14 protein-coding genes are annotated in these 20,549 nt (G+C 71.2%); 8 read left to right on the top strand and 6 right to left on the bottom strand.

The window, feature by feature from the left end:
• Nucleotides 1-4: 4 nt before the first annotated feature.
• The 4 genes from IR212_RS14950 to IR212_RS14935 all read right to left on the bottom strand — a co-directional run bounded on the left by IR212_RS14950 (nucleotide 5) and on the right by IR212_RS14935 (nucleotide 6,975).
• Entirely contained in the window at nucleotides 5-2,311 is a 2,307-nt protein-coding gene (locus tag IR212_RS14950) for a transglycosylase domain-containing protein (protein ID WP_228479357.1), read from the bottom strand.
• Nucleotides 2,312-2,451: 140 nt separating this feature from the next.
• The gene (locus tag IR212_RS14945; RefSeq protein ID WP_194396648.1) at nucleotides 2,452-3,714 is read right to left on the bottom strand and encodes a four-carbon acid sugar kinase family protein; all 1,263 of its coding nucleotides are present in this window, start codon (nucleotides 3,712-3,714) and stop codon (nucleotides 2,452-2,454) included.
• Complete coding sequence (locus IR212_RS14940) at nucleotides 3,707-4,978, bottom strand: RuBisCO large subunit C-terminal-like domain-containing protein (protein ID WP_194396647.1); 1,272 nt, start codon at nucleotides 4,976-4,978, stop codon at nucleotides 3,707-3,709. The genes IR212_RS14945 and IR212_RS14940 overlap by 8 nt, the downstream gene beginning before the upstream one ends.
• 5 nt (nucleotides 4,979-4,983) lie before the next feature.
• Nucleotides 4,984-6,975 carry a glycoside hydrolase family 127 protein gene (locus tag IR212_RS14935; RefSeq protein WP_194396646.1) on the bottom strand — a complete coding sequence of 664 codons (1,992 nt, stop codon included), beginning with the start codon at nucleotides 6,973-6,975 and terminating at the stop codon, nucleotides 4,984-4,986.
• Between the two features lie 242 nt (nucleotides 6,976-7,217).
• On the opposite strand from IR212_RS14935, the gene IR212_RS14930 reads away from it, so the two are divergent.
• The 4 genes from IR212_RS14930 to IR212_RS14915 all read left to right on the top strand — a co-directional run bounded on the left by IR212_RS14930 (nucleotide 7,218) and on the right by IR212_RS14915 (nucleotide 11,105).
• On the top strand, nucleotides 7,218-8,561 hold the full coding sequence (locus IR212_RS14930; RefSeq protein ID WP_194396645.1) for an ABC transporter substrate-binding protein: 1,344 nt from the start codon (nucleotides 7,218-7,220) through the stop codon (nucleotides 8,559-8,561).
• Between the two features lie 66 nt (nucleotides 8,562-8,627).
• Nucleotides 8,628-9,509 carry a carbohydrate ABC transporter permease gene (locus IR212_RS14925; RefSeq protein WP_194396644.1) on the top strand — a complete coding sequence of 294 codons (882 nt, stop codon included), beginning with the start codon at nucleotides 8,628-8,630 and terminating at the stop codon, nucleotides 9,507-9,509.
• Nucleotide 9,510: 1 nt separating this feature from the next.
• Nucleotides 9,511-10,425, top strand: coding sequence for a carbohydrate ABC transporter permease (locus IR212_RS14920; RefSeq protein ID WP_194396643.1), 915 nt, complete (start codon nucleotides 9,511-9,513; stop codon nucleotides 10,423-10,425).
• Between the two features lie 20 nt (nucleotides 10,426-10,445).
• Nucleotides 10,446-11,105, top strand: a complete 660-nt coding sequence (locus tag IR212_RS14915; RefSeq protein ID WP_194396642.1) for an aspartate/glutamate racemase family protein — start codon at nucleotides 10,446-10,448, stop codon at nucleotides 11,103-11,105.
• Nucleotides 11,106-11,135: 30 nt separating this feature from the next.
• Here the strand turns inward: IR212_RS14915 and IR212_RS14910 are convergent, their stop codons facing one another.
• A complete protein-coding gene (locus tag IR212_RS14910; RefSeq protein WP_194396641.1) occupies nucleotides 11,136-12,113 on the bottom strand; it encodes a sugar-binding transcriptional regulator in 978 nt (325 codons plus the stop codon).
• 188 nt (nucleotides 12,114-12,301) lie between these two features.
• Nucleotides 12,302-14,896 (bottom strand): alpha-L-rhamnosidase, encoded by a 2,595-nt coding sequence (locus IR212_RS14905; RefSeq protein ID WP_194396640.1) that lies wholly within the window; start codon nucleotides 14,894-14,896, stop codon nucleotides 12,302-12,304.
• Nucleotides 14,897-15,006: 110 nt separating this feature from the next.
• On the opposite strand from IR212_RS14905, the gene IR212_RS14900 reads away from it, so the two are divergent.
• Genes IR212_RS14900 through IR212_RS14885 form a run of 4 tightly spaced genes read left to right on the top strand, consistent with a single transcriptional unit; the run spans nucleotide 15,007 to nucleotide 20,545 of the window.
• Nucleotides 15,007-15,837: an NAD-dependent epimerase/dehydratase family protein gene (locus tag IR212_RS14900; RefSeq protein WP_194396639.1), complete on the top strand. Its 831-nt coding sequence runs from the start codon at nucleotides 15,007-15,009 to the stop codon at nucleotides 15,835-15,837.
• Between the two features lies 1 nt (nucleotide 15,838).
• Nucleotides 15,839-16,870, top strand: coding sequence for a LacI family DNA-binding transcriptional regulator (locus IR212_RS14895; protein WP_194396638.1), 1,032 nt, complete (start codon nucleotides 15,839-15,841; stop codon nucleotides 16,868-16,870).
• A 37-nt stretch (nucleotides 16,871-16,907) separates the two neighbouring features.
• Nucleotides 16,908-18,425 carry an apiosidase-like domain-containing protein gene (locus IR212_RS14890; protein WP_194396637.1) on the top strand — a complete coding sequence of 506 codons (1,518 nt, stop codon included), beginning with the start codon at nucleotides 16,908-16,910 and terminating at the stop codon, nucleotides 18,423-18,425.
• A gap of 5 nt (nucleotides 18,426-18,430) precedes the next feature.
• Nucleotides 18,431-20,545 carry a beta-galactosidase gene (locus IR212_RS14885; protein WP_228479356.1) on the top strand — a complete coding sequence of 705 codons (2,115 nt, stop codon included), beginning with the start codon at nucleotides 18,431-18,433 and terminating at the stop codon, nucleotides 20,543-20,545.
• Nucleotides 20,546-20,549 lie beyond the last annotated feature (4 nt).

The raw sequence follows: 20,549 nt of genomic DNA, 5'->3' as shown, positions 1-20,549 counted from the left end.
GACGTCAGTCGTCGCCGCCCCGATCGCGCAGCGGCGCGCGCCCGAGCAGGTGTCCCGGCGGAGGGGCGAACGCGCCGCCGGGGTACAGCTGATTCGCCGTCGCCTGGATGTCGCGCGCGAGCGGAAGCCGCGCCTGCGACAGCGGGCGGCCGTCGTGGAACACCCGGAATACATCGCCGACCCCGATCGCGTTCCCGACCCATACGGCTGTGGTGACCCGCGTGCTGGACTCGACCAGCCACGTCTGGATCTGCTCGTGGGTCCCTGTCTTGCCCAGGAGCGGCGTGCCGTCGTTGGGGTTGCCGCCGTAGCCGGTGCCGCCCGGCACCATCACGCCCTGCAGCGCGAACGCCGTGGCCGCCGCCACCTCGGGGCTGATGGCCTGCGAGCAACGGTCGCCCGGAACGGGGAGTTCTGTGCCCTCCGCGTTGGTCACCCTCTCGATGGCCCGCGGAACGCAGCGCACCCCGTTGTTGGCCACCGTCGCGAACGCGGACGCCATCGCGGCGGGCGCGATGTTGTTGGTGCCGATGATCGAGGCGGCACCGTCGAGGTCGACCGGGTCGCCCGTGCCGCGCGTCACGCCCATGCGCGCGGTCACCTCCTCGATGTCGCACAGGTCGAGCCGTTCCGCCATCCCGAGGAAGCCGCTGTTGAGCGACTGCGCCGTGAACTGCATCGGCGTTCCGACGTAGCCGGGCGTGCCGCCGAAGTTGCGCACCACGTGGTTCTCGCGGTTCACCCAGGTCCCCTCGCAGCGATCCTGCAGGCGCGGGATCGCCCGCAGGGTGCCGTTGACCGTCTCGAACAGCGAGTGCCCCTTCTCGAGCCAGTCGACGAGGGTGAAGAGCTTGAACGTCGATCCCGTGGGGAACCCGTCGGACACGCCGTGCACGCCGTCGCCGGCGTACACGAGCGAGGTGTAGACGGGGTCGGTGGCGGCGAGGTCGGCGTCCTCGGTGAACCGGTTGTTCTGGCTGATCGCCAGGATGCGCCCGGTGCCGGCGTCGATGCTCACCGACGCCGCGCCGAAGGCCATGCCCGGAACCGCCTCCGGAGCGTACCGTCGCATCGCGTCCTGCGAAGCGGCCTGCAGGCGCCAGTCCATCGTCGTGTAGATGTGCAGACCCTCTCGGGTCAGCGACTGACGGCGCTGCTGTGCCGTCTCGCCGAACGCGCCGGCGTAGTCGGGGTCGTAGCGCACGGTGTTGACGACGTACTGGCAGAAGAACGGCGCCCACGTCGCGGCGCACCCGGTGCGCGCGGGCTGCACGGCCGGCGAGATCGGCTCGATGGCTGCGGCGACGTACTGCTCGTCGGTGATGCGGCCGTCCTCGCGCATCCGGTCCAGCACATAGAGCTGCCGGCCCTTGGTCGCGCTGTAGGCGTCGCCGGCCGCGAGGTACTGCTCGGGCGTGATCCTTCCCTCGTCCAGCAGCGTGTCCAGGCCCGCGAGCGTTCCCGGCGTGACGTCCTCGATCGAGCCGTCGGCCGCCTTGTTGTAGCCGGTGCCGTCGGACCCGATGATCGAGCCGCCGGGCCTGTCTATGCGGAACGTGTTCGGGTTCTGCACGATGCCGGCGAGCGTCGCGGCCTGTCCCAGCGCGAGCGCCGCCGCGGTCGTGCTGAAGTAGTAGCGCGCCGCTGCCTCGATGCCGTAGGTTGTTCCGCCGAAGTTCGCGATGTTCAGGTAGCCGAGCAGGATGTCGTTCTTGGAGTATTCCTGCTCGAGCTGCACGGCGTAGCGGATCTCCTGCAGCTTGCGCTCATACCCCTCGACACCGCTTGCCCGGGTGGCATCGAGCCAGCACGCCCGGAGCACCTCGTCGCGGGTCTGGGTGTCGGAGGCGACCGCGTCCCGCTCGCACCGCTGCACCAGGACGTTCTTGACGTACTGCTGGCTGATCGACGAGCCGCCCTGGATGCTGCCGCCCTGGGCGTTCCTGATGAGCGCGCGAGTCGTGCCCATCAGGTCGATGCCGCCATGCTCGTAGAAGCGGGGGTCTTCCGACGCCAGGATCGCGTCGTACATGACCGGAGCGATCTGGTCGAACTTGACGGGGACGCGGTTCTGGTCGTAGAACGAGGTGAGCTCCACGTCCTGTCCGGTGTGGGGATCCCGGGCGTAGATCGTGGTCGGCAGCATGAGCCGGTCGATGGCGAGGTAGCTGGGCATGCCGTCGAACAGCGAGACCGCCCGGCTGGCGGCGTGCCCCGAGATCGCCAGGACCGGAGTGATCGGAGCGACGGCGAGCAGGCCCGCGATCACGCTCAGCGCGAGGAGTCCGATGAGGCCGCCGAGCACGCCCACGACCGTGCGGTGATAAGGCCCTATGGGCGCAAGCGGAGAAACCTCAGGTGACGGCTTCACGACAGCTTCCAATCGCGGTGGGAGAAAGCATGACAGACCGCCCGGCAATCCGCGACAGGTCTCGCGCGAATGCGTCTCGGCTACCGCGGGCCGAGCGTCGCGACATCGATGAAGAGGCTGTCGGCGCCGACCTGACCGCCCTTGAGCAGGAGCTCCACCCCATCGACGGCCGGGTCGGCCGCGTGGGCGCGCAGCAGCACCACGTTGCCCCACGGGTTGGCCGCGATCGAGAGCGCCTGCACCCCGAGTAGCCGCGTCACGCGGCTCGACGTGTCGCCGCCGCACACGATGACGCGGCGCGAGGCTCCCTCCCTCGCGACGGCCGAGATGACGGATGCCGCGGCGGCCGCGATCGCCTCCAGCAGCCGGGTGCCGTCCCCGGCGCCGGTGGCGGCGTCGTCGGACGTCAGCACGACGCCGCGGTCGGAGCGGAGCGCCGAGACGATCTCGGGAAGTGCTTCCGCGACGCCCGTCGCATCGAGGGGGAGCGGGCGCACCAGCCAGCCCGCGGCGGCTGCGGCATCCGCCTGCCGGCGTGTCTGCGCGGAGCGGCTTCCCGACACCGCGAGCACCGGCCCAGACGCGCCCGTCGACGTCGGCGGGCTCGGCGCGTCCCCGGGGGACGCGGCCGCGATCCCGTGCGACAGGCCACCAGAGCCGATCGCGAACACGGGCGACGGCAGCCGGGTGACGGCCGAGCCGATCGCGACCAGGTGCTCGTCGGTGAGGGCGTCGAGCACGACAGCGGCCTCGGGTGCGCGGCGCAGGAGGGCTTCGAGCTCGTCGTAAGCGACCAGCGGGATCGCGCCGACCGGAAGGTCGGTCTGCCGCCCGATGTGCACGGCGAGGTCGGCCTCGGTCATCGGCGTCGACGGATGCTGCGACATCGTGGGCTGGCGGTCGAGGCGGTACACCGTGCCGCGCTCCGCGGCGAAGTGCTGGCCGAAGAGCGTGTAGCGGCCGAAGTCCGGCTGTGCGAACAGCATCGGCACGGTCCGGTCGCCGAAGACCTCCCTCGCGAGCTCCACCACCCGGCCGAGGCTCCCGACGCCCGGCGCCGAGTCCGCCGTCGAGCAGGCCTTGTACTGGACGACGTCAGGCCTGAGCTCGGCGAACGCCGCGAAGACCGGCCGCAGTTCGCCGTCCATGTCTGCCGGCGCGAGGGACCGCGAGATCCCCGCGACGCCCACCACGTCCACCTCCTCGGCGGCCGCTCGCAGGGCCGCGGCATCCGGCAGCCTCGTGAAGAGCCGACCCGTCCATCCCCGCCGGGCGAACTGCAGCAGCGCGTCGACGCTGCCGGTGAAGTCGTCGCCGTAGAAGGCGACGCGGGCTCTAGGCACGGACGGGCCCGAACAGCTCCGCCGCGCGACGCAGGGCGGGCGAGCTCTCGTACGCGTCGTCGATGGTCTCGCCGCGTGCCGCCGACGCCCACGCGTCGCGCATGCTCGCCACACCCGCGGCCGCCCCGTCCGGATGACCGTGGATGCCGCCGCCGGCGAGCACGAGCAGGTCGGTGGTGCCCACGGCGGAGTACGTCGCGTGGGCGAGGCCGCCCCACTGCCCCGACGACAGCACGGGCACCGTGGGGGTGAGCCCCAGCAGCGACTCACGCACCGCCGCGATCGAGTCGAGCACCTGGTCGTCCGTCTCGTAGAACTTGTTGCTGATGCCGTTGGTGTGCAGGTGATCGGCGCCGGCCAGGCGCGCGAGCTTCTGCCACGCACGGAACCCTATCCCGACCTGCTCCGAGCGTCCGAACGCCCCGAACATCGCGCGGTGCCCGTGAATCGGGACGGCGCTGTGGCGCCGCAGGAACTCCAGTCCCGGCAGCCCGACGAGGTTGATGCACGCCATGACGCAGGTGCCGCCGGCGGCGACGACGAGGTCGTGGTTGGCCTCGAGCCGACCGATGTCGTCGGTGATGTTGAAGGCGTACATCGGCTTGCGGCCGTAGCGATCGGCGTAGCGCTCGAGCACCGGCATCACCGCGGCGACGCGCTCGGCGAGCGGCGCGCTCGGGCCGTTGCCCTGCAGTTCGTCGTCCTTGATGAAGTCGATGCCCGACTCGGCGAGCTGCGCCACCACCTCGGCGAGCTCCGCCGGGGCGAGCCCGATGCTGGGCTTCACGATCGTCCCGATCATGGCTCCGTCGGGGCGCCCGACGAGCCGCCGCGTGCCCTGGACGCCGAACGCCGGGCCGGCATAGCGCTCGGCGAACGCCGCCGGCAGCTCGAGGTCGACCAGACGGATCGCGGCGAGCTCCTTGATCTCGAACAGATTCCCCGCGACGGCGGCGAGCAGGTTCGGCAGCGACGGGCCGAAGTTGTCGAGCGGGAACCGCAGCCGCAGCCGGGCCCGCCGGCGCAGGGCGGGGTCGCCGACGGCGCCGGGGAGGGGGGAGGCGCCGGTGAGCGGCAGCTCCTCGATCGCGACGACCTGCGCGGCGAAGCGCGCTCGCAGGTCGTCCGACTCGCGCTCGACGCGCACGAAGGTGCCCGTGGACTGCTCGCCGGCGAGCACTTCCGCCGCCTGCTGAAGCGGAAGGGACGTCTCGATGATGTACGTCGCGGTGACGGATGCCGCGACCGGGTGCTGAGAGTTCATGCGCGTCACCAGACCAGCGGGAGCCAGACCGACATCTCGCCGGCACCGCGGTTGCCCCACGCGTAGTACGGGACGAGCCGCACGGTCGCCTCGCGCAGGTCCGCGTCGGCCACGTCGTCGTAGAGGGCGTCCTCGTCCGACGCCGGGAGCACGAGGGCCCGGGTCTCGAGCGCCACGACGCGCCGGCCGGCGACCTCGGTCTCGACGGGCCGGAACGCCGCCCCGCGGCGCAGGGCGACCTGCTCGAGCACGACGCCCTCGGGCAGATCCGCGCTCTCGACGCAGTACACGACCGGTCCCCGGCGCACCGCGACCTGGTTCGTCGCCTCCTCAGCCAGCCGGTGCGCCCGCAGCACGCGCACCGGCATCGGCAGCGTGAGCTCGACGACGTCGCCCGTCCGCCACTGCCGATCGATCCGGGCGTACGTGCCCGGCTCGCCCGTCGCCACGGCCTCGCCGTTGACCGCGAGCGTCGCGCCCGACGACCAGCCGGGGATGCGCAGGTGCAGCGGGATGCCGCCCGCCGCGGCATCCGTCACTGTGAAGGTCAGCCGCTCCGACCACGGATAGTCCCCGTCCTCGCGGAGGGCGAGACGCCGCCCGTCCTCGGCGGTCACGTCGACCGTGCTGCCCCCGTAGAGGTGGACGAACAGCCCGTCGTCGCCGACGGACGCGGCGCGCTCGTGGAATCGCGCGAGCGTGCGGGCGATGTTGGGCGGGCAGCAGAAGCACGAGAGGTACGGCTCGCGCAGGCGCTCGTCCGACGGCGGCGGCGGCGGAGTCGGATGCAGCGCGGTGTCACCCGGCCTGCGGAGCGCATAGGGGAGGTCGCGCACCTGACGCAGCGGGTTCGTATAGAAGTACTCCGATCCCGCGAGGCTGATGCTCGAGAGCAGGCTGTTGAAGGCCACCTGCTCGATCACGTCGGCGTACTGCGCGTCACCCGTGAGCGACAGCATCCGCTCACCCCACAGGATCAGCCCGATGTTCGCGCACGACTCATTGTGCGCCGTGGTGTGCGGAAGCTGGTACGCGCGCCCGTACGCCTGGTGCACGCGGCTGATCTGGTGCTGCCAGGGCGAGCCGTCCGGCGAGGCCCCGTCGTACAGCGCGCCCGCGCCGCCGGTGATGTAGAGCTTGGTGTCGACCACATCGCGCCACAGACGCTCGAGCACCGCCTCGAGCTCCTCGTCGCCCGTCTCGGCCACGAGGTCGGCGAGCCCGGCATACAGGTAGTTCGCGCGAACCGCGTGGCCCGCAACGACCGTCTGCTCCCGCACCGGAACGCGGTCCTGGTTGTCGTCGCCGCCCTCGAAATCGTCCCGCACGCGGACGAACGCCTCGGAGAGCCGCAGGTACTGCTCGTCGCCGGTGGCCCGGTAGAGGTCGACGACAGCCATGTAGTGGGACGGGCAGATCGCACTGCGCGCGAGCTCGAGCGGCTTGTTCGTCGCCAGGTTCTCGAGGAACGAGGCGGCCCTGCGGGCGGCCTCGAGCAGCGTGGTCGACCCGGTCACCTCGTAGTGGCGCACCCCGGCCGTGATGAGGTGGCCGAGGTTGTACGTCTCGAAGTTGAACCGGTCGGCGAGGGCGATGACGTCCTCGTGGTTGCGGGACGAGATGATCGTGGGGGTGTGCAGGTAGCCGTCCTCGCGCTGCACCGACGCGATGAGGCGGGCGATCTCCTCGATGCGGGCGGCGAGCTCGGGGTCGGGGTCGGTCTCGAGCCGGGCGATCGCGGCTTCGAGCCACTTGTAGAAGTCGCCGTCCATGAACGGCGGACCGGAGTGCTCCCCGGCGTCGAGGCCGGCCGCGATGCGGAAGTTGGCGAGGCCCGGGCTGACGGACGGATCGCTCAGGGAGGACCAGATCTGCGGGATCGTCACGTCGCGCGTGCGATCGTGGACATCTCCCCAGAAGCCGCTCGCCCAGCGCGCGCTCTCGGCGCCGAGGGGTCGCAGCCGGGCGTGGGCCCTGGTCGCGGTCGTGGCGGTCATGACGGTTCCTTCCGAGTGGCGTTCAGTCTCGTGCCGGTCGCTGCGTCGCGGCAAGCACGGGCCGATGCGGGTCAGACTAAGCGTGGCTGAAAGTTCTCGCAACGCTGCATGGAAATGCAGTCTAACCCCTGAATCGTCTCAAAGTGAATAGAATTTCAGTACTGACTGTTGACACACGTCGAAATCCTGCCTACTGTCGTGTCGTACCTTTCACCCGCATGGTCGTCGTCAAGGAGGACGCTATGAATACACGCAGCAACCGTCGCCGCATCGCGGTGCTCGGCATCGCACTGGCAGCGGTGCTGCCGCTGGCCGCATGCGCCGGAGGCAACGGCGACGCCGACTCCGGCTCGTCGGACGGCGGCAGCGGGGCCGGGGGCACCGACCCCGACACTTTCACCGTCATGACCGCCAACGAGAACCCCGTTCTCGAGGAGCAGCTGACCGCTCTCTCGGAGGGCGCGTGCAAGGCCGAGAACGAGGCGCTCCCGCTGGAGCACCAGAAGGTCGCGCAGGCCGACACCGTGCAGAAGGTCACGCTGCTGGCCAGCCAGGGCGCGCTCCCGGCTCACACGATCGCGGGCACCGCGCTCATCCGCCCGGACGGCGACCTCAACGCCGCCGGTCTCGTGGGCGACCTGAAGGCGGCGCTCGAAGGAGCCGACGCGTGGGACAACGTCCTGCCGGCCGCCGCCTCGACCGTCGAGCAGGTGTACGGCGGCATGTACTCGATGCCGTACCAGTACAACATCGAGGGCATCTTCTACAACAAGGAGATCCTGGCCGACAACGGCATCGAGGAGCCCCAGACCTGGGACGAGCTCGTCGACGCAGCCGACACCCTGGCCGGCGCGGGCGTCGTCCCCATGACCGAGGCGGGCGCCAACGGCTGGCCGCTCACGCGCATCATGGGCATGTACATCTTCCGCAACGTCGGGCCCGAGGCCATGGCCGCCGTGCGCGACGGCGACGCCAAGCTCACCGACCCCGAGTACGTCGAGGGCGCGCAGGCGCTCGCCGACTTCGCGGCCGCCGGCTACTTCGGCGAGGGCTTCTCGACCCGCGACGGCGACACCTCGTCGAACATGTTCCTCACCGGCCAGGCCGCGATGACCTACGACGGCTCGTGGCTGCTGAGCGCCATCAACGACCCCGAGCGCAACCAGATCGGCGGCGAGAACGTCGGGTTCATGCCGTTCCCCGAGGTCGAGGGCGGCAAGGGTTCGATCGACCAGTACGCGGCCAACGCCGGTGCCCCGATGATCATCAACGCCGAGCAGTTCGGGCCCAAGGTCGTCGACTGGGTGAGCTGCATCGCCGAGAACTACGGCCAGCAGGCGCTGCAGGACGCCGGCGTCATCTCGGGCTTCAAGGTCAACGGCGAGGTCACCGACCTCTCGGCGAACACGGCCGAGATGCAGGAGCGGATCGCGGGCATCGACGAGACCGTACTGTGGTTCGAGGCTCTGATGGACTCGAAGAGCAACTCGCTCGCATCGACGAACGCGACGCTGCTCACGACCGGTCAGATGAGCGCGGAGGACTACATGGCCGAGCTCCAGGCGAGCATCGACGCCAACGGCTGACATCCCGCACCGGCTCCCCGGGCGCTCCCCCGGGGAGCCGGTTCCACACGAGAAAGCAGTTCGCAGATGAACTCGATCTTCGGAGATCGGAAGACGATCTTCATCCTGCTGGCACCGGCCCTGGTGCTGTACACGCTGCTGAAGGTCGTCCCGGTCGGCTGGTCGCTCGGCCTCTCGTTCTTCGAGGGCAACTCGCTCCGCGGCTTCGAGTGGGTGGGGCTGCAGAACTTCGCCACCTTCTTCACCGACCCCGCCGCCCTGCAGTCGATGTGGGTGAGCGTCTTCTTCGCGGTCGTCGCGACCGCCCTTCAGGTGGCCCTCGGCTATGCCCTGGCGCTGCTGTACGTCTTCGTCCTGCGCAAGGGCTCGACCCTCGTGCGGACGCTGGTCTTCTTCCCGACCGTCCTTCCGACGGTGGCCGTGGCCCTGCTCTTCCGCAGCTTCGTCGCCGTCGGTGAGAACCAGGGCCCTGTCAACGACATCATCAACTTCTTCGGCGGCGAGAGCGTGGAGGTGCTCGCCTCGACGGTGGGGACCATGACCACCGCCATCGTGATGACGCTGTGGAGCTCGATGGGCTTCTATGCCGTGCTCCTGTACGCAGGACTCCTCGACATCCCCGAGGAGGTCATCGAGTCGGCCCGGCTCGACGGGGCGAACGGTCTCAAGCTCGTCCGCCACATCGTCGTGCCGCTGTCGCTGCCGATCCTGCTCTCCTCCATCATCTTCAGCCTGAACGCGACCCTGAAGGTGTTCGACAGCCTCCTCGCCCTCAACGGCGGCGGCCCCGGCACGTCCACCGCGCCGATGACGCTGTACATGTACCGCACCGCGTTCGAGTACGCCGAGTACGGCTACGGCTCCACCATCGCCGTCCTCCTCACCGCTCTCTGCCTGGTGTTCACCCTCGCGATCTTCCGATCGTCGCGTCGCAAGGCGGAGGCCTGACATGACCCTGACGCAGCCCGAGACCGCCGCCACGGTCGCCACGCCCACCGTCCACCGGCCCGCGCCCAACCGCACCCGCCGTGGTCTCCTGCGCGCGGTCCGCCGGCTCCCGGTGTGGATCATCGTCGCGGTGCTGATGATCGTGGTGCTCTACCCGCAGGTCTGGATGGTGCTGGGCTCGTTCAAGACCCAGTCCGAGTTCCTCTCCAATCCGGCGCTCTCGCTCCCCGAGACGTGGCAGTTCGACAACTACGTCACCGCCCTGACGAACGGCAACGTCGCCCGCAACTGGCTCAACAGCGTGCTCGTGACGATCCCGTCGGTGCTGCTGATCGTCTTCATCGGTGTCGCGGCGGGGTACGCCCTCGAGGTGATGATCTGGAAGGGCCGCAACGGCGTCCTGCTCTACATCCTCGCCGGCATCATGGTGCCGGGTCAGATGATCCTCGTCCCGCTGTTCATCACCTACTTCCGCATCGGCATCACCGACACGCTGTGGCCGCTCATCATCACGTACACCGTGATGGGCCTGCCGCTCACGACGTTCCTCATGGCGACGTACTTCCGATCGGTTCCCCGAGAGATCTTCGAGGCGGCCACGGTCGACGGCTCGGGGCCGCTGCGGTCGTTCTTCGTGATCGGCATCCCGATGATGAAGAACGCGATCCTGACGATCGGCCTCGTGCAGTTCTTCAGCGTGTGGAACGACCTGCTGATCGCCCTGACGTTCACGACCAGGCCCGACCTCGCCACCATCCAGGTGGGGCTGCTGAGTCTCAGCGACGAGTATGGGTCGACGCAGTACGGACCGCTGTTCGCGGCGGTCAGCATCAACATCCTCGTGCTGCTCATCCTGTTCCTGACGCTCAACAAGAAGATCATGGCCGGCATGTCCGGCGGCGCCCTCAAGGGCTGAGAAGCTGAGAGGCTGACTGCATGGGCTCTGCACAGCGGATCGCGTTCCTCCACACCGGTGCCGTGAACATCGCTCCGTTCGGGGCGCTGGCGGCCGAGTATCTGCCCGGCGCGACGGTGGTGAACTACCTCGACGACAAGATCGTCGCCGACCTCGGCGACGATGAGCGCGCGGCATCCGTCCGCGAGCGGATCGACGACCTGGTGCGGGCCGCGGCGGCCGGGGGAGCGGACGCCGTCATGTTCACCTGCTCCTCGATCTCGGAGCTCGCGGCCCCCGCCGCGGCCGCCGCCGGGGTTCCCGTGCTGCGCGTGGACGAGGCGATGGCGGATGCCGCGGTGCGCGCGGGGAGCCGCATCCGCGTGCTCGCGACCCTGCCGACCACCTGCCGGCCCACCCTGGGACTGCTCCGGGAACGGGCCGCGCTCGCCGGCGTCGAGCCGGAGTTCTCCAGCGAGGTCATCGAAGGGGCCTTCGCAGCCGTTGCCGGGGGCGACCGCACCACCCACGACCGTCTGGTCGCCGCGGCGATCGAGCGCGGCGCGGCCGAGGCGGACGTCATCGTGCTGGCGCAGGCGTCCATGGCCTCCGCCGCCGAGGCCGTCTCGGTCGAGGTGCCGGTGCTCACCAGCCCGCGGCTCGGCGTCGAGCGCCTGGCGGAGTCGCTCTCGCAGCGCTGAGAGTCGCGGCCAGCGGTCGGCGGCCAGCGGTCAGCGGTCGGCGAGCGCCTCCGCCGACCGGAGGTCGGTGACCAGCGTCGTGACCCAGCTGCCCGCGAGGGCGCCGTGAATGGCCTCGAGCTTGCGGTCGCCGCCGGCGATCCCCACGCGGCGGGGGATGCGCATCAGGTTCTCGACGGGGATCGCGATGATCCGGTCGTCGATCGCGCCGCGCACCAGTGAGCCGTCGGCGCGGAAGATGCGGTGGCAGATGTCGCCGACGGCGCCCTCGTCCAGGAGCGCCTGCCGCTCCTCGGGCGGAAATGCGTTGCCGCTGGTGGCGAGCACGTCCGACGGCTCGATGCTGCCCACGCCCATGATCGCCATGGTGAGGTCCCTCCAGTGCCGGGCGACCTCCTGCATCGAGGGGTCCCGCAGCAGGCTGTCGCGGATGGCCGGATCGCCGACGACGCCCGGCGCCTGCACGTACACCGGCTCGGCGCCGAGCGTGCGGGCGAGCTCGCCGAGGATGCGGTTGGAGTGGCTCTGCGCCTCGGGTGCGCCCACTCCGCCGAGCAGCTGCACGACCTCGGTCGCGCCACGCACCGTGAACGGCCGCATGCGGTCGACCATGGCGAGGATCGTCTGGCTCCACGACGAGACGCCGATCCGGTCGGCTCCCGAGAGCGTGGCCTCGAGGTAGCCGGCGGCGCCCGCGCCCAGCGACGCCAGGAGCTCCTTCTCGTCGGCGTCCGGGTCGACGTCGACCACCACGGCCTCCGCGAGGCCGTACTTCTCCTCGAGCCGCTCCTCGAGCTCGGCGTGCACGCCGGGGGCGACGGTCACGATCGTCCGCACGATGCCGACGGATTCCGCGCGCTTGAGCAGCCGCGACACCTTGGCCTGTGAGATATTGAGCGCGGTGGCGATGTCGGCCTGCCGGACGCCGCGCTCGTGGTACATGCGGGCCACTTTCGTGAGCAGACGCACCTGGCCGTCCGCTTGCCGGGTGTATGGCGTGAGGGGCACGGCGTCTCCGATCGTGGCGAATCGATTGACGATTCGCTAACGAAAGGATATTCACTATCTGCGCAGAACGCTAGACATTCGTCCACGCAGCACGCGCATGCGAATCGCCAAGACGCGCCGGGCGAGGATGCGGTGTACGGCGTGTCTTGGCGACTCAGGCCCGCCTCGGGACGGGGCGTCCCGGAGGGTCAGGCGGTCTGGGCGACGTCGCGGGTGTGCGTGCCGGGCGGAAGCGTCTCCTCGCGGGCGCCGGCCAGGTCGAGCACGGCCTCGGCGCCGATCGGCACCGTCGCCTCGACGTGCAGGCGCCCGTCGGCCATGCGCCAGGCGATCGCCGCCTCGCCGTACGCGGTGAGCTGGCGCGCCGAGGCCGACGTGAGTCCGCCGCCGGGCCGGGGTGCGAAGCGGATGCGGCGGTAGCCCGGGGCATCCGGCGCGAGGCCGGCGATGACGCGGTGCATCCAGTCGGCGACCGCACCCAGGGCGTAGTGGTTGAAGGACGTCATCTGGCCCGGGTTGACCGTTCCGTCCGGCAGCAGCGAGTCCCACCGCTCCCACACCGTCGTCGCCCCCTGCTCGACCTGGTACAGCCACGAGGGGCACTCGCGCTCGAGGATCAGGTCGTACGCCGTCTCCACCTGCCCGCCCGAGCTCAGCGCATCCGAGACCAGGGGCGTGCCGACGAAGCCGGTCGAGATGCGGTTCCCCGCCTCGTGCACGAGCTGCGCGAGACGGGCGGCCGCGGCATCCCTCCGCCCCGGGTCGGTGATGAGGTCGAATCGCAGCCCGAGCGCGTACGCCGTCTGCGCGTCGCTGGTCATGGTGCCGTCGTCGTTCACGTACGCCTCGGCGAACGCGGCGACGACCTCGCCGGCGAGCGCGTCGTAGTGCGTCCGCTCCTCGGCGAGCCCGAGCACGTCGGCCATGCGGGCGACCGTGCGTGCCGACTTGGCGAAGTAGGCGGTCGCCACGAGGTACCGGTCGGTGCGGGCGTCGGCGGGATCGTGCGGCGGCGCGGCCGGGTCGAGCCAGTCCCCGAGCTGGAAGCCGGTGTCCCACAGGCGGGACGGGCCGGCGAGCCGCTCGAGCAGATCCACCCACCGGCGGGCGCTGTCGAACTGCGCCTCGAGCACCGCGACGTCGCCGAAGCGCTCGTACAGCGTCCACGGCAGCAACGTTGCCACATCGCCCCAGGCAGCCCCCGGCCGCATCGGCGTCCACTTGTCGACGGCGGGGATCACCGGGACGTACCACGGGACGGTCCCGTCGGGAAGCTGCTCGATGGCGACGTCCCGCAGCCAGCCCGAGAGCATGCCCGACACGTCGAACAGCGTCGAGGCGGTCGGGCCGAACACCTGGATGTCGCCCGTCCAGCCGATCCGCTCGTCGCGCTGCGGGCAGTCCGTGGGGATGTCGACGAAGTTGCCGCGCATCCCCCACACGACGTTCTCGTGCAGGCGGTTCAGCGCCGGATCAGAGGACTCGAACCAGCCGGTGCGCTCGAGATCGGTGTGGTAGACCCGCGCCACCAGGGCGCCCGCGGCGGCATCGGCATCCAGATCTCCCGGCCATCCCCCGACCTCGACATAGCGGAACCCATGGAAAGTGAACCGCGGCTCCCATTCCTCGGCGTCACGGCCGGCGAAAGTGTAGCTGTCGGCCGCGCGCGCCGCGCGCAGCGGCCGGGTGTAGATCTCGCCGTCCTGCATGACCTCGGCGGTACGCAGCGTCACGGTCGCTCCCGCGGGGCCCGACACGCGGATCCGCACCCGCCCGACCAGGTTCTGGCCGAAGTCGAGGATGCGCGAGCCGCTCGGACCCGTGAGCACCTCGACGGGACGCAGCTCCTCGGTGGCCCGCACCGGGGGCGCGGTGGGGGCGACGAGCGTGGCCGGGTCGCGGTGGCGCTCCTGCACGCCCTCCCACGCGGAGTCGTCGAACGCGGGTGCGGACCACCCGGGCTGCTCCTCGCGCGCGTCGTAGTCCTCGCCGTCGTAGATGCCGCTCTGCAGGATCGGGCTCGGCGCCGACCGCCACGAGTGGTCGGTGGCGATCACCTCGCGGGTCCCGTCGGCGTACGTCAGCTCCAGCTGTCCGAGGAAGGACTGGTCGTACCCGTAGACGTTGCGGAACCCGCCGCGCCAGCCGAGGCGGCCGCGATACCAGCCGTCGCCCAGCCACGCGCCGATGGCGTTGTGGCCGGGGCGCACGAGTGCGGTCACGTCGTACGTGTAGTACCGCAGCCGCGTGCCGTAGACCGTCCACCCGGGAGAGAGCGTGTCGTCGCCCACGCGCTCGCCGTTGAGCTCAGCCTCGTAGACGCCGTGCGCCGTCGCGTACAGCCGTGCCCGCACAACGCCCTCTCGCGCCTCGAAGCCCCGGCGCACGAGGGACGGCCGCCGGTCGTCGGTGTTGGGGTTCTCGTTGCGCGTGGCGCCGACGGGGCGTGCGGTCCAATCCCCGGGCTCGAGGAGCCCCGCCTCCAGGGAGGTGGGGGCGGATGCCTCGGACCACGCGTCGTCGGCTCCGCGCACGGCGATGCGCACGGTGACCCGTTCGCGGGACTGCAGGGGCTCGCCGGGCCAGGCCACCAGCACCTGGTCGGGGCTCTGCACCTCGAACGAGGTCGCGGCGCCGCGCTGCTCGAGCTCCACGCGGTAGGCGGCCTGGCGCCAGCCCGACGGTGCGGAGGCGACGCGCCACGAGAGTCGCGGCATCCGCTCTCCGATGCCGAGCGGCTCGCGGTGGTGTTCGATGCGGGGAGCCTCGACGGTGACGGACATCGGTGTCCTCTCTCAGTACTCCGAAACGTTTCATTTAGCGTGTACAGTGAGTGTCGCATCGAAAACGAAACGTTTCAAGTTTCGCGAGGTGTCGGACGAGGAGGTACGGCATGCAGATCGGCGTCACCGGGAGCGGGGGCAAGCTCGGCCGGGCGACGGTGGAGCGGCTGCGCGCCGACGGCCACGACGTCATCGGCTTCGACCTGACCGGCACTCCCGGTCCCGGCTTCACCCGCGTCGACCTCACGGACTTCGGCCAGACGCTCGACGCGTTCCTGTCGGTGACCGCGCGTCACGACGGCCTGGACGCGCTCGTGCACCTGGCCGCCATCCCTGTCAACGGACTCGTCCCGGATGCCGCGACCTTCCACAACAACGTCGCGGTGTCGTTCAACGCGCTGTTCGCGGCCCACCGCGCCTCCATCCGCACCGTCGTGCTCGCCTCGAGCATCACGGCGATGGGATTCCCGTTCGACGACGCCCCGCCCTCGCTGCCGGTAGACGAGACGTACACCAGCGCGAACAACACCTACGGGCTCGGCAAGGTCGCCGAGGAGGCGATCGCCGCGCAGCTCGTCCACTGGGCACCCGAGACCTCGATCACCGCGCTGCGCTTCACGAACGTCGTCGCCGCCGACGAGTACGGCACCTTCGCCCGTGCCGCCGAGCCCGGCTACCGCCGCGACCTGCTGGGCTCGTGGGTGGACTCGCGCGATGGCGCGCTCGCCGTCTCCCTCGCGCTCGCGGCCGCGCAGCCGGGGTTCGAGGTGTACAACGTCGCGGCGCCCGAGTCGGGGAACGCGGCCCCGTCGCGCGAGGTCGCGCAGCGGTGGTTCCCCGGCACGCCGGTGGCCGACGACCTCGGCGAGTTCGAGTCGCTCATGTCGACCCGCAAGATCCGCGAACGCCTCGGCTTCGCCGCCGAGCACGACTGGCGCTGACGTGGCGGCGACCGAGGAGCGAGCAGGACACCGGCCCGGCATCCGCCAGGTGGCGGCCCGCGCCGGCGTGGCCGTCGGCACCGTGTCGGCGTACCTCAATCATCCCGACCGCGTGTCGGCGGAGCGGGCGCGACGGATCGCGATCGCGATCGACGAGCTGGGCTTCGTCCCCTCCATCGCCGGCCGGCAGCTGCGACTGGGTGTCAGCACCCTCATCGGCTACCTGTCGCCCGACGTCAGCAACCCCCACTTCAGCGAGATCGCCCAGGAGGTCGAGTACCGCGCCGAGCGGCTCGGTCTCACCGTCTTCTTCGCGCACTCCCACGGCGACCGCAAGCGGGAGGACGCCTACCTCGAGGCGTTCGAGCAGCGCCAGGTCCGCGGCCTGCTCGTGTCGTCCTTCGAGCCGATCGAGACCCGCCTGGCGGCCATGCGCGAGCGCGGCACGCCGTCGGTCCTGGTCGGTCGACGCGCCTGCGATGAGCGCCAGCCCTCCATCTCGATCGACGACGTGTCGGGCGGGCGCCAGGCGGCAGAGCACCTGCTGGCGAACGGATGCCGCCGCCTGGCCTTCGTCGGCGGGCCGCTGCCAGTGCAGCAGGTGGCGGATCGGCTCGACGGCGCGCGGCAGGCCGTCGAGAGAGCGGCCGACGGTGTCGTCGAGGTCGTCGAGGTGACCGAGCGGTCGATCGCCGCCGGCCGGGCGATCGGCGCCGCACTCGCCGCGCGACCGGCGGCCGACCGGCCCGACGGCGTGTTCGCCGCCAACGACGTGCTCGCCCTCGGCGTGCTGCAGGCGCTCATCGCCGGCGGTGTCGCGGTGCCGCGCGACATCGCCGTCGTCGGGTACGACGACAACGAGTTCGCCGAAGCGTCGCTCATCCCGCTGACCAGCGTGCGCGCGCAGCACGCCGACTTCGGCGCGACGGCGGTCGACCTGCTCTTCGACGCGATCGAGCACGGCACGGTGGCGCAGCGCGTCTTCGAGCCGGAGCTGACCGTGCGCCAGAGCTCGCGCCGCTCGCCCGCCTGAGCAGTACCGCCCGGATACGCAATCGAAGGAGAATCCCGTGTCCCACCCGCAGCCGAACGCGCTGTACCGACCGACCGAGCTGACGTTCGAGGGCGCGGAAGTCATCCCCGCCGACCGCACGCCGCTCACGCTGCACGCCCAGCACGCTCCTTCGGGCGAGGAGCGCGTCGTGCCGGGCTTCTGGGACGGCGACACCACCTATCGCGTCCGGTTCGCCCCCGACCTGGCGGGCGAGTGGACGTGGCGGACCGAGAGCGGCGACCCTGCGCTCGACGGACGGTCCGGCTCGTTCGACGTCACCGCCGGGGATGACCGCGGCCCGGTGCGGGTCGCTCATCGCTTCCACTTCGCCCACGCCGACGGCACGCCGTTCCGGCCCGTGGGGGCCACGGCGTACAACTGGCTCCACCAGGACGAGCCGCTGTTCTCGTCGACGGTCGGCGCGATCGCCGAGGCGGGCTTCAACAAGCTCCGGTTCATGGTGTTCCCCCAGGGCGGCGGCTACATCGAGCACGTCCCGGCCCTCATGCCATTCGAGAAGACGGACGGACGTTGGGACGTCACCCGCCCGGTGCCGGAGTTCTTCCAGCGGCTGGACCGCGCGGTCGAGGTGCTCGGGGAGCGCGGCATCCAGGCGGACGTGCTCATCTACAACGCCTACGACCGCGGTCAGTTCGGGCTGAACGAGCTGACCGAGGAGGAGGACGCGGTCTACCTCCGCTACCTCGTCGCGCGGCTGGCCGCGTACCCGCACGTCTGGTGGTCGCTGTGCAACGAGTTCGACCAACTCGAGCGACCCGACGACCGGTGGGATCGGACCGGCGCGCTCCTGGCGAAGATCGACCCGTACGACCACCTGCGCTCGATCCACAACTGGATCGAGCTCTACGACAACAACCAGCCGTGGGTGACCCACGCGTCGATCCAGAACGGATCGGTCACCACGGACTTCGGCCGCGCCAACCTGTACCGCGATGTCTACGGCAAGCCCGTCGTGCTCGACGAGATCAAGTACGAGGGCGACATCCCCGACCGGTGGGGCCACCTCGACGCCGAGCAGCTGGTGCACCAGTTCTGGGTCGCGACCGTCGCCGGCACCTACGCCTCCCACGGCGAGAGCTTCGTGACGCCGTCGGGCAGCCTCCACATGGTCGAGGGCGGCCCGCTGATCGGCGACTCGCCGGCACGCCTCGCGTTCCTCCGGCGCCTCCTCGAGGAAGTCGACGGCCCAGGCCTCGACCCGATCGACAAGTGGGACGACCCCGCGTACGTCGCCGGCATCCCGCGCCGCCTGTACGTGCAGTACCTCGGCCGCTCCGCGCCGGCGAGCTGGAGCTTCCGCCTACCGATCGGCTTCCCGGGGGAACGTCCGGAGGAGGGGGACCGGTTCCGGGTCGACGTCATCGACACGTGGAACATGACGGTGAGCCCCGTGGACGGCGTCTTCACGCTCGACGACGTGCAGCGCAACGACGCCTACGACCGCACGTCGCCCGCCGTGGACCTGCCCGAGGGCGAGGCGCTGGCGCTGCGCATCACCCGCATCGAGGCCTGACCCCGATGGTGGAGTCGAGCGCAATGGGTGCAGGCGCGGCATCCGATCGTCTCCGCGCCTGGCGGAACGGGCCGCGCCTCGGCACGGCGTACTACAACGAGTACCTGCCGGACCCCGGGCGCCTGGAGACCGACCTGCGGCTGATGACGGATGCCGGCGTCAGCTGCATCCGCGTCGGCGAGTCGGTGTGGTCGTCCTGGGAGCCGCGGGACGGCGAGTTCGACCTCGAGTGGATGGCCCCGGTCCTCGAGGCCGCCCACCGCCACGGCGTCGGCGTGATCCTCGGCACGCCCACGTATGCGGTGCCGCCGTGGCTGTCGCGGGCGCACCCCGAGCTCGCCGTCGTGCGCGGCGACGGCTCTCCCGTGGCCTGGGGCCAGCGGCAGGAGGTCGACTACACGTCCGGGCTCTTCCGCCGCTACGCCGAGCGTGTGATCCGCGCCGTCGTCGGCCGTCACGGGCGGCACCCCGCCGTCATCGGCGTGCAGCTCGACAACGAGGCCGGCCTCCACCTCATCCACAACGCCGAGGTCGTCCAGCGGTTCCGGGAATGGGTCGCCGACCGCTACGGCGACGTCGAGACGCTGAACCGGGAGTGGGGGCTGACCTACTGGTCGCACCGCATCGCCGCGTGGGACGAGCTCTGGGCTCCCTCCGGCAATACGACGCCGGCGTACGACCTCGCATGGCGGCGGTTCCAGGCCGAGCTCACGGCGGACTTCATCGGCTGGCAGGCCGGCATCGTGCGGGAGCTCGTCGACGACGCCACGTTCCTCACGACGTGCATCGCGTACAACCGGCCCGCGATGGACGATGTCGCCGTCGGCGCACTGCTCGACATCGCCAGCGGCAACGCCTACTACCTGCCGCAGGACGCGCTCGACCACGACCGCGAGGGGGCCGGAGGGCAGTGGTACGCCGACGACGTGCCGCAGCTCGTGCTCATGGCCGACCGCATGCGCGGCACGCGGCAGGACCCGTTCCTCGTCACCGAGACGGGAGCCGCGTCGATCGGCCCCGCGTGGCTGACGCGTCCGCCCTACGACGGCCAGCTCGCGCAGGCGGCGTGGCTGCTCGTGGCCCGCGGTGCGCGCCTGGTGTCGTACTGGCACTGGCACACGCTCCACTCGGGCGCGGAGGTGCACTGGGGCGGCATCCTCGGCCACGACCTCGAGCCCGGCCGGATCCACACGGAGATCGCGGGGATCGGCCGGCAGTTCGCGGCGGCCGCGGAGTGGCTGGCGGATGCCGAGCCCGACGCCGACGTCGGCCTCGTCTTCGCGCACGACAGCGAGTGGATGATGGCGTTCGAGCCTTGCCTGCCGGCCGGCGAGCAGGGCGACCGGGCGTCGTACGCGCGGATCGTGGGCGCGTTCGGCCGGGCCGCGGTCGACGCGGGGCTCCAGGTCGGCCACGTGAACGAGCGCCAGCTGCCCGAGGCCGACGAGCTGCGGCGGCGGTACCCCGTGCTGATCGTGGCGGGGCTGGTGGCGGCATCCGATCCCACTCTCGAGACGCTGGTGGAATACGCGCGTCTCGGAGGCCGCCTCGTCATCGGGCCGCGCACCGGGTTCGGCGACGACGAGGGACGCATGCGGGCGACGCTCGCTCCGGCCGTCGTCGGAGCGGCCGCGGGCGTCGGATACCGGGAGTTCGCGGCGCTCGGCGCGCCGGTCGACGTCGTGCGCGAGGGCGAACCGGTGGGCACGGCGCGCGGCTGGATCGACGGCTTCGAGCCCTCGGACGCCGACGTCCTGCTGGGGTATCGCCACGAGCTGTTCGGCCGGTGGGCCGCGGTGACCCGGCGCGAGGTCGGAGCAGGCGCGATCACCATGGTCGGCACGCTCCTCGACCGCGGGCTGCTGGCCCAGGTGGTCGCGGACGCCGCCGGTCCGCCGCGGACGCCGTCGCTCCTCGCCGGGCGCCCGAGCACAGTGACCGCCCACTCGCTCACCGGCCCGCGCGGACGGGTGTGGGTCGTGCACAACTGGTCGCCCGAGCCTCGCACCGTCGAGCTCGCGCGGGGCGCGGCATCCGTCCTCGACGGGAGTGGCGAGCTCGCCGGCGGTGCCGAGGTCGCGCTCGGGCCCTGGGACGTGCGCGTCTGGCGCGAGGCCTGACGGG

The sequence above is a fragment of the Microbacterium atlanticum genome (genome assembly GCF_015277815.1).
Lineage (GTDB): Bacteria > Actinomycetota > Actinomycetes > Actinomycetales > Microbacteriaceae > Microbacterium > Microbacterium atlanticum.
This window is presented reverse-complemented; position numbering and strand designations above follow the sequence as displayed.

Bases quoted from the DNA above. Each gene is read 5' to 3' on its own strand.
- IR212_RS14940 (WP_194396647.1), bottom strand. From the start codon at position 4,978: ATGAACTCTCAGCACCCGGTCGCGGCATCCGTCACCGCGACGTACATC.
- IR212_RS14935 (WP_194396646.1), bottom strand. From the start codon at position 6,975: ATGACCGCCACGACCGCGACCAGGGCCCACGCCCGGCTGCGACCCCTC.
- IR212_RS14930 (WP_194396645.1), top strand. From the start codon at position 7,218: ATGAATACACGCAGCAACCGTCGCCGCATCGCGGTGCTCGGCATCGCA.
- IR212_RS14925 (WP_194396644.1), top strand. From the start codon at position 8,628: ATGAACTCGATCTTCGGAGATCGGAAGACGATCTTCATCCTGCTGGCA.
- IR212_RS14920 (WP_194396643.1), top strand. From the start codon at position 9,511: ATGACCCTGACGCAGCCCGAGACCGCCGCCACGGTCGCCACGCCCACC.
- IR212_RS14915 (WP_194396642.1), top strand. From the start codon at position 10,446: ATGGGCTCTGCACAGCGGATCGCGTTCCTCCACACCGGTGCCGTGAAC.
- IR212_RS14905 (WP_194396640.1), bottom strand. From the start codon at position 14,896: ATGTCCGTCACCGTCGAGGCTCCCCGCATCGAACACCACCGCGAGCCG.
- IR212_RS14900 (WP_194396639.1), top strand. From the start codon at position 15,007: ATGCAGATCGGCGTCACCGGGAGCGGGGGCAAGCTCGGCCGGGCGACG.
- IR212_RS14885 (WP_228479356.1), top strand. From the start codon at position 18,431: ATGGTGGAGTCGAGCGCAATGGGTGCAGGCGCGGCATCCGATCGTCTC.